The organism is Megasphaera sp. UBA4382, assembly GCF_002391155.1.
GTDB classification, from domain to species: Bacteria; Bacillota; Negativicutes; order Veillonellales; family Megasphaeraceae; genus Megasphaera; species Megasphaera hexanoica.
Window position 1 is genome coordinate 1 of sequence record NZ_DGRS01000037.1, and the last position, 14287, is coordinate 14287.

Genomic DNA, 14287 nt, shown 5'->3' on the forward strand with positions numbered 1-14287 from the left:
CCCAGCTCAATCAGATTGTCAATCGCCAGAGTGCGCTCATAGAAAAACTGACCAGCGTGGATACCGGTTCGATACAGGATAAAGGAAACGACTTATTCCCTGATGTGCCGGAAAACCACTGGGCTTATGAATACGTGTCCAAACTGGCCAAAGCGGGAATCCTCAAGGGGTATCCTGATGGGAACTTCGCCGGTGACCGCATGATGACGCGCTATGAATTTGCTGCTATCGTCTATCGGGCTATCACCATGGGAGCCGCATCGGATCCCAGCCTGAATCAGGATGGTACCTTAGGAAAACTGGCAAAAGAATTTAACCAGGAACTGAAATTTATCCGAATCGACACCATCCACCACGATGCTCAGGGTGAACCGACAGTACAGCGCGTACGCGTTCAAGATACAACGAAATAAAGGTACGATGATTAGTTAGAAAAGGCTTGGAGACTTCCGCGGGAAGGTCTTCAGGCCTTTTTCTATTTGCAGCAAAGTGGATCAGATACAATCAATTAGTAATTATTATACCGATATAATATTTTTATTGCAATTCATTATTTTATGGTATAGTTAAACGTAAAACATAGATATAAAGAATAGAGTTCAAAAACTTTTTGATTTACATAGAGCGGTGGAGATAAAAAAGTAAAATTGTCATATATTGTCATTTCTTATAGAGATGTTAGAAAATAGACTATAACGAGAGCTTTATTCCCATTTGGTACAGCTTATTGATAGAGCGTAATTATTATAATGTTATTTTTATAGCATAAATACATATATGAATACGGAAACATTATGTTGTTTGACTCATATCAGAGATTAAGGTTTAAAATAGTAATGATTTTTGCAATATTATGGTAATTATATTGTAAATGATATGATACAAAAGATAGGGAATTGAATATCTGTAAATGAGGGTGGGGACTTTATGAACAAAATTTACAAAGTCATTTACAACAAAGTAAGAAATTGTTATGTCGTCGTATCGGAACTGGCTAAGAGCCATGGAAAAGAACAGTCACAGCGGATGCACAGCGGGAGCCGGATTTGTGCATTGACATTGGCCATTACTCTCTGTCTGTCGTCCTATGCTCTGGCGGCGGGGCCAGTGGATTTGGGTAATAGCGGTATCGCAACCTATGATGCGCAGGGAAATCTCATTATTGGGAAAGACACTGTTGCAGAAGGGACGAAAGCTCAGGGACAAAATAATACGACCATCGGTACGAATTCAGATACCTTGCGCAATGTGACGGAAGGGGAAACTACGAAGAATGGGCAGCCTATGGATAAAGATAATACGCAGCTAGTGAGCAATGAAGGAAAAGCTGCTGATTTGACTACTTCCACGGAATCCGGAGGTTCTACGGCTGTAGGCTATAACAACCATGCTGAAGGGGATAATTCCACGGCTATCGGCAATGGTGCGAAAATAACTAACAAACCTATCACTTACTATGCCGATGCAGACGGTAATAAGACTACTGATGCGGAAAAGGCTACTTGGTACAAAGACAAGGATGGCAAGCCCACTCAGGTGCCCCAGGTGTTCCGGGACGGGGATGGGAATAAGACCGCTACGCCCCAGTATGTCCATACCTATACAGAAAAGGATCCCGATACGGGAAAAGAAATCACCAAGACGGAAATTACCAGCGACGCCAGTAAGGCTGATCAGAAAGATGGCAAGCCGGTGTACAGCTACCAGAAATCCGACAATGCGGACCATCTCTATTCTGTCACCCTCTATCAGTCTGCGGACAACTCTATCGCCGCTGGTACCAATGTGACCGCCAACGGTAGCAATGCCGTAGCCGTTGGCTACAACTCTACCGCCGATAATTCGGCCGTAGCCATCGGTGATACGGCTGTGGCCAAAGAAAATACTGTAGCTATCGGCAAAGATACGAAAGCTGTAGTGGATGGAGCCATTGCCCTGGGTATGGATTCCCAGGCAGACCGTTCTGGCGGCGTCACCGGCTGGGACCCCAAGACAGGTACCACGTCAACGAAGAGCGATGTGGCCTGGCAATCCGGCGCAGGTGCCCTCTCCATCGGCAATGGCGGTGTCAGCCGCCAGATCACCAATGTGGCCGCCGGCAGTGAAGACAGTGATGCTGTGAACCTGGCCCAGCTGAAAGAAGCCATGACCCATTACTACAGCGTAAAGACCACGGAAGCTACCGATAAGGCCGGAAACAACAACTATCTGAACGACGGCGCCACCGGCAACAATGCCCTGGCTGCCGGGGTTGGCGCCACAGCTTCAAGCGACGACGCCACAGCTGTGGGTACTTATGCTAATGCTACAGCCTCCCAAGCTACGGCTATAGGCAGAAGTGCTTCTGCTAGCAGCTACCAGGATACGGCCATAGGCTACAACGCAGGGGCTCATGGAACTTATGCTACGGCCGTAGGCAGTAGTGCTTCTGCTACCAGCTTTCAATCTACGGCCATAGGCTACAACGCAGGGGCTCATGGATCTTACGCCATCGCCATGGGCAACGGTGCTTCGGCTACCAACACCTATGCTATGGCCATAGGCGCCAGTGCCAATGCGCCTTACGAAAACTCCACAGCCGTGGGTGCCAGTGCCAAGGCTACTAGCAACCAAGCCACGGCCATAGGCAGTAGCGCAGGGGCCACTGCCACCTATGCTACTGCCTTGGGCAATAGTGCTTCTGCTACCAGCTTTCAATCTACGGCCATAGGCTACAACGCAGGGGCTCATGGATCTTACGCCATCGCCATGGGCAACGGTGCTTCGGCTACCAACACCTATGCTATAGCCATAGGTGCCAGCGCGAATGCTCCTTACTCTCAAGCTACGGCCCTGGGCAATGGGGCTAATGCTACCGACTCCCAGGCTACGGCCATAGGCAGTGGTGCAGGGGCTCGTGGATCTTATGCTACTGCTCTGGGCAATGGGGCTTCTGCCTATTCCTCTTATACTACCGCTCTGGGCAGTGGTGCTATAGCCCAGTCATCTGATGACACAGCTATAGGCAGCAGTGCAAAAGCTAGTGGTGGAGACGCAACGGCTCTTGGATATAATGCACAGGCGACGGCTCCTAATGCCACGGCTCTGGGCAGCGGTGCATCGGCTTATTATCATGCCATTGCTATCGGAGCTGCTTCGGCTTCCAGCTCCTACGCCCTGGCTGCAGGGGATGGGGCCAATGCCCAAGAATATCAGGCCATTGCCCTGGGCTACAATGCCAAATCTAATGTAACAGGCGGCGTTGCTCTGGGCAGCGGTTCCACGGCCAATGTTGATTCCGGCAAGACCGGCCTGGATCCCCATACCGGCAAGGCTTCCACCGCCACCGGGGCACCCTGGGTGTCCACTCTGGGCGCCCTATCCGTAGGCACCGTGGACAGCGACGGCACGGCCACCGGCACCCGCCAGATCAACGGCGTAGCCGCCGGAACCCAGGACACCGACGCTGTCAACGTGGCCCAGCTGAAGGCCATGGAAACCAAAATCAACATGCACTACTACAGCGTCAATTCCACCCTTTCCGGTGACGGGAGCAACTACGACAACACCGGCGCTTCCGGCACCAATGCCCTGGCCGCCGGTCCCATGGCCAGTGCCAGTGGCGAAGACGCCGTGGCCATCGGCTATGGCGCCCAGGCGGAAGGTAAGGGCGCCACGGTCATCGGCCAGTATGGCAAAGCCACCGGCCGCTATGCCCTGACCTTTGGCGGTCAGCAGACCGATACCACCGCAGAGCAGGCCGACAATGTGGCCAGCGGGGATAATGCCCTGTCCTTCGGCGAACGGACCACAGCCAGCGGTACCAATTCCACCGCCTTTGGCTGGCAGACCACGGCTAAAGAGAAACGGGCCACTGCCTTTGGAGAGCGCACCACCGCATCCGGTGCCAACGCTACGGCCTTCGGCCAGCTGGCTGTGGCTTCCGGACAGAACTCTATGGCTTTTGGCAATGAAGCGGTAGCCAACAACTACGGTTCCACTGCCTTCGGCAATCGTACGGAAGCCCTGGGCGAATACTCCACCGCTTTCGGCAACAGCACCGTAGCTGCCGGTATGAACACGGTGGCTTTTGGTACGGACAACGTGGCCGGTGCCGTGTTGGATGGACATGGTGCCTATACCAACATCATCTATAAGACCGATAAGAGAGGCCGTGTTGTCAAAGATGAAAACGGCAATCCCATTGAGCTTTCCCGGGAAAAGATGGATGCCCGGGGGAATCTGGCTTATCTGGACAATGATGGTAATACCAAATCTGTCACCTATACTGTTGCTGGTGGGGAAACTCACAGCTATGTGCTGCTCCAGGGAGAAGACGGCAATACCTATATCCGTGATTACAGAGGCAATATCCGCTCTGCCACGATTGGAACCGACGGTAAAGTGACAGTGGGTGATACAGCTCTTACGAATGTAACGCTGAAACAGGCCAACGCTGGTGCCAATGGCTATCACATCCTGAGCAATGCCAATGCCACCGTCTGGGGCGAGAATAGCATTGCTTCCGGCGAAGCGTCTACAGCATTTGGCGTGGGTTCCAACGCCGCGGCAAAAAACTCTCTGGCCGCTTTGGGCGGCACGGTGGATGAAACAGCCACCAACGCCGCCGCCATCGGAAATGGGGCCCAGGCCAAATTGGCAGACAGCGTGGCTCTGGGCAGCGGGGCTGTGGCCAACCGTTCCGGCGGTTCCAAGGGGTACGATGTGCTGACTGGAAATGCCACCACAGAGGCTTCTGCGGCCTGGGTTGCCAATGCCAACGCCATTGCCATCGGCAACGACACGGAAGGCAGCCTCCTGACCCGCCAGATCACTGGTGTGGCGGCCGGTTCCCTGGATACAGATGCCGTCAACGTGGCCCAGCTGAAAGCGGCAGGCCTCGGCTTCACCACCAACACCAAGGATGCTTCCAATACCACGGACAACTACAAAGGCTACAAGGTGGTCAGCCGGAAACTGGGGGACACCATTGCCATCAAGGCCAGCGATGAAACTGACAACCACAGATACAGCACGAAGAATCTGACCACCCGCATTGCGGAAAATGGCGATATTTCCATCCTCATGGATGAAAATCCTGCCTTTACGTCCGTGACCACCAGTGATGTGATTTTTGCCGGCAATCCGGACCTGACGGACAAGGACGGCAAGGCAGCCAAGGCGGACACCAATGTCCATTACGGCGCCAAGACCCTGACCGACAGCCAGAACATCACCACGTCCGGCAATGACCCGGCGGCTACCCGTCTCCACTATAAGGACGAACAGGGCCATACCTATGAACTGGCCACCATGGACGACGGCCAGATCTACGCCGGCGACATCAAGGACGACGGCACGCCGGACACCGCCGGCTTTGGCCGCAAGATGAATGAAAAGACCACCATCAACGGCGGCGTGACCAATAAGGACAGCCTCACCGACGGAAACATCGGTGTGGTCTCCAACGGCACCGATACCCTGACGGTGAAACTGGCCAAGGACCTGAAGAATTTGACCTCCGTCACCACCGGCAAGACCGTCATGGATGACAGCGGCATCAAGATTACCAACGATGCAGCCGATGAAACAAAGAATGTGGTCATTAACGGCGATAAGATTTCCTACGGCGGCAATCAGGTCACCAACATGGGCAGCGGTGCGGACGGCACGGCTGATGGCAAACCGACCTACAACACGGATACCAACGGCGCCAATATCGGCGATGTGAAGAATATCGCCAGCAGCACCGTTCAGCCAGTCATCGATACGGTGAACAAGGGATGGGAGCTCGATGTGAACGGCACGAAACAGAAAGCCGTGACACCGGACAGCCCGAAAGTCAACCTGATCCAGGGCCAGAACATCACCATTACCGGCGATGCGACCAACACAGATAACGTGACCATTGCCACAGCCGACGATGTGCGGTTCAATACGGTCCGGGTAGGCGGAGATGCGGACGGCAAAGGCGGATATACCGGCGGTATTGTGATTGGCAAACAGTCTGGGGGAGACAGTGCCAACCCGGATGAAAATGATTACATTACAGGGCTAAAGAATATCAACTGGGACAGCAACAAAATCCAGAGCGGCCGTGCGGCTACGGAAGACCAGCTGAAAAAAGTCGCGGACGACATTAAGCAGGGTACCGTTGCCGGTGATGTATACGTTACTGGCGGTGAAGTGGCCTATCACACTGATGGCGGTAGCGACAATGGTCAGCCTACGGTCAATGATGGTACGGGAAAACTTACCCTGACAGAAAACAATAAGACCTCAAAGATTGAAATCACTGGCCTTCACGACTATTATGTGACAAATGGAACGGTAACTGATGATGGGAAGACACTGGAACTGACCCGGAATGACAGGGATGAAAATGGGAATCCCCAAAAGATTTCCATCGATTTGGGCAATGTACTTAAACATGATCTCCATCTGGTGCAGAACCCGGCAGCCGGTTCTAATGGAAAGTACACGGTTGATACGAAAACTGGTACAGTGACTCTGAAGGTCCAGAATGGGGATGGAACGGATGCCAGCGACATCACCATCGGTGGCTTCGAAGAACTGGGGAAAGGTCTCAAGTTCGGCGCCAACCAGAAGGGGGCGGAAAGCGGTTCCAACCCGGTGACCAACCAGCTGGGCAGTACCATCAACATCACCGGTGCTGGGGATAAAACACTGGATAAATACTCCGGCAAAAACCTGCTGACTTCTGTGGAACAGGATGCAGACGGCAACACCACCATCCATGTGCTCATGGACAAGAATATTTCCGCGGACAGCGTAGTGGTAGGCCAGGAAGGTAAAGCTGGGAAAGACGGCAAGGATGGGTACATCGGCATCAACGGCAAAGACGGTGCTGATGGCATCACGACCACCCTTATCCGTACCGAAAAGGGCCAGACAGGTGCTGATGGCAAGAACGGCAAACCTGGCGTGGATGGCACGGACATCACCCGCATCGTTTACCAGAACGGACAGGACGGCACCGACGGGAAGGATACTCAAACGGTAGCCACCCTGGATGATGGTCTGAAGTTCGCCGGGGATGACGGCCAGAATGATGCTTCAAAAGTCATCACCAGGAAACTCAATGAACGGCTGGATATCGTAGGGAAAGCCAAAGGTGATCTGACGGATGCCAATATCGGTGTGACAAAAGATGATAATGGCAAGCTCTACATCCAGCTGGCCAAACATGTAAATCTGGATGATGGTACCCTGCAGGCGGGAGATGCCAAGATTGGTCATTTCACCAATACGGAACTGACCACCAACAAGGGCAACCATCCTGTTGATGGCAGCTATACGATCGGTCTGTCCAATAAGGACTGGAGTGTATCGAATCCAGATTATGTCAGCGGCCGGGCTGCTACGGAAGACCAGCTGGCCAAAGTCAGCGAAGCCATCAACAATGCCACTACGGCCGCCGGCAAGCGTACGGTGGTCACGGTCAACGACAAATCCAATCCGGCAACAGCTGATCCGGGAGCCAATGCCTATGGGGAATATGATACCCAGAATGGCAACCTGATGATTGCGGCCAAGAGAGACAGCGATGGCCTGATGACCTACAACATCAAGCTCAACGACAACCTGTCTTTGGGGAAAGACGGCACGGACGGTCAGGAAGGCACCCTTGGTCTGACCGGTAAAGATGGCCTTCCGGGAGCCGACGGCAAGCAGGGATACAGCACCACCCTCATCAGGACGGAAAAAGGACAGGCAGGAAAAGACGGTAAGACCGGTAAGGAAAACCTTGCCGGGACCGATATGACACGCATTGTCTATACCGATAAGGATGGCGGCAATCCCCAGACCGTGGCTACCCTGGATGACGGCCTGAAGTTCGTGGGCAATGACGGGAAGGAAGTCGCTAAAAAGCTCAATTCCACCCTGTCCCTTACAGGCGGCATCACCGATGGAGATGCACTGAAAAAGGCATCCGGCAGGAACCTGGGCGTCCGCAGCAATGAAAAGGGCGATGGCCTGGAAATCGTCATGACCGATACACCGGATTTTGCCAAAGTCACGGTGGGCGAAGGTACGGATACGAATTCCAAAATCACCATCGGGAACCAGACCGTTACCGGCAAAAAGTCGGATGGCAGCACTGCAGATCAGTCTCAGACCGGTAACTACATCACCGGCCTGGACAACAAGGCTTGGGACAAAGACAATATTGTGGAAAACCGGGCCGCCACGGAAGGCCAGCTGAGCCAGGCCATTGGCGAAATCAAGGGCGCTGAAAAGGGCGGCTTCGGCCTGGCAGATGAAACGGGTAACACCGTGAAGCAAGACCTGGGCGGTACCATTGCCGTCAAGGGCGATGGAAAGAACATCCAGACGAAAGTCAAGAACGGTGGGCTGGAAATTTCCCTGAACAAAGATGTGGACCTGGGGGACGATGGCAGTGTGAAAGCCGGGAACACCACCATCAATCAAGATGGAGTGGATACCAACAAGGTGAAAGTGGGTGGCATCACCATTACGGATCAGGGCATCAACGGCGGGGCCAAGCAGATTACCAATATCGCCAGCGGCATCGACGGGAAACAGTATGCCGATGACGGTGACAACAACGCCGCCAGCATCGGGGATGTGAAGCAGCTGGCCAGGAATGAAGCGAAGGCTTCTGAGGCCAGGAGCGGCAAGAACATCACTGTGAAGGATGACCATACGGTGAACCTGAATGATGATATCACCCTGGGCAATGATGCCACCAAACAGGTTACCGTCAAAGGCTCTGAAGGCCAGGTGACCATCGGTACTGGTGATAACGCTATGATCCTGGGCCAACAGGCCAATGGGGCTGGGGACAACAACCCGGCCACGGGCAATTTCCTGAATGGCCTGGACAATCGGAACTGGGATGGTGAACACATCCAGAACGGCCGGGCCGCCACGGAAGACCAGCTGAAGACTGTCAGCGACAAGGTGGACAGCGGCCGCGTATTCCAGGGCGATGATGGCCAGAATGTCACCGTAGGCCTGGGCGATACCCTGAAGATCCAGGGCGGCGCCAGAGAGGTCAGTAGTGATCCTAACATCGGCATCGTAAAAGGCGCCGATGATACGCTGAACGTCCGTCTGGCTAAGAATCTGACCGGCCTCAACAGCGTCACTACGGGCAACACGACCATCAATAACGGTGGCCTGACCGTCAAGACTGGCGACAGCACCCATCAGGATATCACCATCCAGCAGGGTGATGTCAACATGGGCGGCAACAAGATTGAAGGCGTTGCACCGGGCAAAATCAGCAAGGACTCGACCGATGCCGTCAACGGCAGCCAGCTCTATGCGGCCGATCAGGCTATTTCCTATCTGGGCGGGACTGTGAATAAACTGGGAACCCGCGTAGACCGCGTCGGTGCCGGCTCGGCGGCTTTGGCAGCCCTCCATCCGCTGGACTTCGATCCCGATGACAAGTGGGACTTTGCCGCAGGTTACGGCCATTACCGGGGAGCCAATGCGGCAGCTGTCGGAGCGTACTACCGCCCCAACGAAGACACCATGTTCAGCATCGGCGGATCCTTCGGCGGCGGGGAAAACATGTTCAATGCCGGCGTCAGCATCAAACTGGGACAGGGCAATCACATTTCCACATCCCGCGTAGCCATGGCCAAAGAAATGGAAGCCATGCGCCGCCATATGGCCGAACAGGATGCCCTCATTGCCAAACTGGAAAGCATGCACGGCATGGCGGAAGGTCCGGAAAAGAGTGCCCTCTTCCCTGATGTGGCAGAAAACCACTGGGCGTACCAGTATGTGACGACACTGGCTAAGAAAGGGATTCTTGAAGGGTATCCCGATGGCGAATTCAAAGGGGACCGCATGATGACCCGCTACGAATTTGCAGCCATCGTATACCGCATCGTTGAAAGCGGTGTGGGAAGCACGGATCCGGAACTGAGTAAACTGGTCAGAGAATTTTCACCGGAACTCCAGTACATCCGGATTGACACAATCCATCGCGACGATAAAGGTCAGCCGACGGTACAGCGTGTCCGCGTCAAAGACAGAAAATAGAATGTACGCAAATAAACGGAGCAGTCTGACAGACTCATTTGTCTGCCGGATTGCTCCGTTTTACTTTTATCCGGTGTATGTGTTATTTTTCTACAGCCGTGCGTTCCAACAGTGTGCCGTCAGGCAGGAAACTCTGGAATGTCAGCTGATTTTCTGTAGCTTCCATAGTCATATAATTATCTGTTTCCGGCTGGGGCGCTACATATTCATCCAGACTGTGCTGTTTCCAGAGGCCGGGATACTGGACGTTGCCAGCTACGCCGGTAATGATGTAGAGCGGTCCCGACGGATCGCGCTGGAAATTCCTGATGTGTCCCCGGTCACGGTAGGTGTGCAGGTGGGCGGAAAGGACGACGTCTACGCCCGTTTCATCAAAGAGGGGCATCCAGAATGTGCCTTCTTGGGAAAATCCTTCTTCCCGTGGCTGGGGCCGGCTGGCGAATCCGTATTGCAGTGGATCCTTATGCATGAGGACGACTTTCCATTTCTTCGTCGTTTTTGCCATATCCTGGCGGAACCAGGCTGCCTGATCTTCGTTGAGCTGTGGCTGCCAGTCAGCCAGTTCCGATGCCTGCGTATTGAGGACGACGAAATGAACATCTCCATAATCGAAAGAATAGAACTGGTTTTGATACGATTTAGGGACGCCGCCGGGCAGAGAGAAGAGATGGAGATAGGCTTCGGGCATCCGTACCTTCCAGTCGCGGTTGTACGTTTCGTGGTTTCCCATGAGTGGGACTACGGGGATGCGGCGGATCATGGGGCCGACGACATCGAACCAGGCATTCCACTGATAGTGGTCCTGCCCGTTATCTACGAGGTCGCCCATATTGATGAAAAACTGGGCATCGTTGTTGCGCTGCCAGGCCGGTTGAGCCGTAGCCGCCCAGTAACTGTAATCACTCGATTGGGAATCAGGGAAGATGAGGGCTTTGAAATCATTTCCCCGGGCCGTCTGGAATTCCTGCCATTCCGTCCGTTTTTCTCCGTATCCGACGCGGTATTCGTACGTCGTTCCCGGTGTGAGGTCCTGCAGCAATGCGCTGTGGACGTAGGTCGTCGTATCATCGTCGTTAAAGGCTTCATTTGTCGCCTGCTGCTGGAACACGTCGCCATCAGATCCCTTGACGCGGTATTCGACCAGTGCCGGCTCTTCGGAAAAATCAGACTGCCACATGATGGTGCGGCTCGTCATGCTGTCACGGGTGATAATCTGGCGTACGTGAGAGGCATCGACATCGCTGGTCAGATCGTAGTGAGCGGCTGCTGCTTTGGTGACTTGTATGCCCTGACGGGCCACGGCTTTGGAACCGGGTATAAAGAAATAAGCTCCTATGAGAGCGGCTGCCACTAGGGGAAGGGCAGTCAATATAATTTTTTTTCGCGTTAATTTCATATACATTCCTCCTGTGATGGCTTATTTTAGCACATGGAGTGAGCTTTAAGTCAAGACTTTTTTTACAAAATGCTTCTTGACATGGTACGTATTCGGGACTACAATACCTGTATGTATAAAGAAACTCGATGAGCGGGAGCAAGTAGCTCTTTCATACCCCTTTCAGCGAGCCGGTGAGGGTGGAAGTCCGGCAGGAGGAGAAAGAAGGAATGGGCCCGGGAGAGGCTGTCAGAAGTCAGTATGACAGGCCGGAACTTTCACCGTTACCAGGAAAGAGTGCATGATGATGTGCATGTAAGAGCCGGGCATTATGCCAACCAGGGTGGTACCGCGGAAATACTTTCCTTTCGTCCCTATATATAAGGGATGGAAGGTTTTTTTATTGACAGGAGGAAAACAATCATGTCTATTATCTTTTCAGGTATCCAGCCGAGTGGCAATCTTACATTAGGGAATTATCTGGGTGCACTGCGTAATTTTTCTAAATTACAGGATGCCAATGAATGTTATTATTGCATCGTCAATCAGCATGCTATCACCGTGCCGCAGGATCCGCAGCTTCTCCATGAACGGACCCGTCAGCTGGCGGCTATTTATATCGCTTCCGGTCTGGATCCGCAGAAAGCGACGCTGTTCGTACAGTCGGAAGTTCCGGAACACGTACAGCTCGGCTGGATCATGATTACATCTTCTTATGTAGGTGAACTGGAACGGATGACCCAGTATAAGGATAAGGCTTCCAAACGGGGCGATTCCATTCCGGCCGGTCTTCTGACCTATCCGCCCCTGATGGCGGCAGACATCCTGCTGTATCAGGCTGACTACGTTCCCGTTGGCGATGATCAGAAGCAGCATATGGAAATTACCCGTGACCTGGCACAGCGGTTCAACCGTCTGTACGGGGACGTATTTAAACTGCCCCAGATCCTGCTCGGCCACGATGGCACTCGTGTCATGAGCCTGCAGGAACCGACGAAGAAAATGAGCAAATCTGATTCCAACACGACGGCTACTATTTATCTTCTCGACGATCCCAAAGATATTGAAAAGAAAATCAAACGGGCCCAGACGGACAGCCTGAATACCGTGCGTTATGACACGGACTGCCAGCCTGGTATTTCCAACCTGATTGAAATTCTCTCGGCCGTGACCGACCAGAGCCATGAAGATATTGAAAAAGCCTACGAAGGCAAAGGCTACGGAGCATTCAAGAAAGATGTAGCCGATGCTGTCATTTCCGTACTGGAACCTATCCAGCAGCGCTATCATCAGCTCGTAGGCGATTCCGAACTGGATGCCATCCTCGACGAAGGCGCCAAGAAAGCCCATGCCAAGGCCAATGTCACTTATGTGAAAGCCTGCCGGGCTATGGGTCTGTACCGTAAATAAGGAGTACATATGAGCCATTTCTTTGCCATTTTGGCGCGCATGAAATTTATCCGCCGCTGGAGCCTGATGCGTAACACCATCGAAGAAAATGTGCAGGAGCATACGCTGCAGACGGCGATGATTGCCTATCACCTCTGCCTGTTACACAATACATATTATGCTGATGGCGGCACTGTAGATGCCGGACGGGCCGTCCTGCTGGCGCTGTATCACGATGCCAGTGAAGTCTTTACTGGTGATATGCCGACGCCGGTCAAGTACTTCAGCCCGGTCATGCGCAGGACCTATGGCGAAGTGGAACAGCTGGCACAGAAACGGCTTGTCGAAACGCTGCCAGAGGATTTGCAGCCTGATTATGAATGGCTGATCTGTCATGCTGAAGAAGATCCTGTATGGCCCTTTGTCAAGGCGGCTGATACATTGAGCGCGTACTTGAAATGCCTTCAGGAAAAACATGCCGGCAACAACGAATTTAATGAAGCATATGAAACCATCGGAGCCCGTCTGCGTGACCTGGGAATGCCGGAGGTAGAGCAGTTTCTCCGCGACTATGCGCCGAGTTTTCTCCTGTCTCTGGATGACATGAATGGCGGATCCTGACCAGCGTGAGGTGTGATATGGATATTACTTATTATGATATTGGTCTCAATCTGTTTACCCGGTCTTTTACTAAGCCGGAACGCATCCTGGCTGATGCGGCAGCCGATGGAATCTGCTGTATCCTAACCGGGTCCGAGGACCGGGAAAACCGTAAGGTCAATGACTTTGTCAAACGGCACGATGCCTATGGGACGGCCGGAATCCATCCGCATGCGGCAGATGAAGCGAAAGAGGCCGATATAGCAGAAATCCGGCGCATCGTAACGACCAATCCCAGAGTCGTCGCCGTAGGGGAAACGGGTCTTGATTACGACCGCATGTATTCGACAAAAGAGAACCAGCTCCATTTTTTCAAAGAGCTCATCGCCCTGGCGGAAGAGCTGGATAAGCCCATGTTCCTCCATGAACGGGACGCTGCCCGTGATTTCATTTCCTGTTTTTCCGGACATGAAGCCATCTGCTCCCAGTCCGTCGTACATTGTTATACCGGCGACAGGAAAACATTAGAGACACTGCTCGATATGGGATTTTATATAGGTATTACAGGCTGGATCTGTGACGAACGGCGAGCCGATGACCTGCGCGATGCCGTATCGATTCTTCCTCTGGACAGAGTGCTGCTGGAAACGGATGCGCCCTATCTGACACCGCGGGGATATCACCTGCCACGGACCAATGTCCCCAATAATATTGTCTACGTGGCGCAGACACTTGCTTCGTATATGGATGTGCCGGTTGGGGATCTGATCGTACAGGCTAAGAAAAATACAGAAACGTTGTTCCGTTTATGACGGAAGTAGCGGAGAAGGCTGAACAGGACACGGGTTTCTGCTTCAGCCTTCTTTTTGTGGTATTTTTTCTGTAGTTGCAGGAATTTGGGAA

6 protein-coding genes and 1 other annotated feature are annotated in these 14287 nt (G+C 53.0%); of the genes, 5 read left to right on the forward strand and 1 reads right to left on the reverse strand.

All coding sequences use genetic code 11. The features are described from left to right. Positions 1 to 413, forward strand: a 413-nt coding sequence (locus B4H10_RS04105) for an S-layer homology domain-containing protein (protein WP_292018235.1), incomplete at its 5' end; no start/stop codon positions are given. Positions 414 to 927: 514 nt separating this feature from the next. Beyond that, a complete protein-coding gene (locus tag B4H10_RS04110; protein ID WP_292018236.1) occupies positions 928 to 10020 on the forward strand; it encodes an ESPR-type extended signal peptide-containing protein in 9093 nt (3030 codons plus the stop codon). 82 nt (positions 10021 to 10102) lie between these two features. On the opposite strand, the gene B4H10_RS04115 is transcribed toward B4H10_RS04110, so the two are convergent. Next, positions 10103 to 11416 (reverse strand): purple acid phosphatase family protein, encoded by a 1314-nt coding sequence (locus B4H10_RS04115; protein WP_059075324.1) that lies wholly within the window; start codon positions 11414 to 11416, stop codon positions 10103 to 10105. Positions 11417 to 11535: 119 nt separating this feature from the next. Next, positions 11536 to 11774: a binding site (T-box leader), on the forward strand. A 44-nt stretch (positions 11775 to 11818) separates the two neighbouring features. Between B4H10_RS04115 and trpS the strand changes: the two genes are divergently transcribed. From trpS to B4H10_RS04130, 3 genes are read left to right on the forward strand one after another with little or no spacing between them, the layout of a single operon-like run. Then, positions 11819 to 12805 carry a tryptophan--tRNA ligase gene (gene trpS, locus B4H10_RS04120; RefSeq protein ID WP_059075323.1) on the forward strand — a complete coding sequence of 329 codons (987 nt, stop codon included), beginning with the start codon at positions 11819 to 11821 and terminating at the stop codon, positions 12803 to 12805. 9 nt (positions 12806 to 12814) lie between these two features. After that, complete coding sequence (gene yfbR, locus B4H10_RS04125; RefSeq protein ID WP_059075322.1) at positions 12815 to 13405, forward strand: 5'-deoxynucleotidase; 591 nt, start codon at positions 12815 to 12817, stop codon at positions 13403 to 13405. Positions 13406 to 13422: 17 nt separating this feature from the next. Then, positions 13423 to 14196 (forward strand): TatD family hydrolase, encoded by a 774-nt coding sequence (locus B4H10_RS04130; protein WP_292018237.1) that lies wholly within the window; start codon positions 13423 to 13425, stop codon positions 14194 to 14196. The last annotated feature ends 91 nt before the right edge of the window (positions 14197 to 14287 follow it).

Coding starts and splice junctions, on each gene's coding strand:
- B4H10_RS04130 (WP_292018237.1), top strand. CDS start 13,423: ATGGATATTACTTATTATGATATTGGTCTCAATCTGTTTACCCGGTCT.
- yfbR (WP_059075322.1), top strand. CDS start 12,815: ATGAGCCATTTCTTTGCCATTTTGGCGCGCATGAAATTTATCCGCCGC.
- B4H10_RS04110 (WP_292018236.1), top strand. CDS start 928: ATGAACAAAATTTACAAAGTCATTTACAACAAAGTAAGAAATTGTTAT.
- trpS (WP_059075323.1), top strand. CDS start 11,819: ATGTCTATTATCTTTTCAGGTATCCAGCCGAGTGGCAATCTTACATTA.
- B4H10_RS04115 (WP_059075324.1), bottom strand. CDS start 11,416: ATGAAATTAACGCGAAAAAAAATTATATTGACTGCCCTTCCCCTAGTG.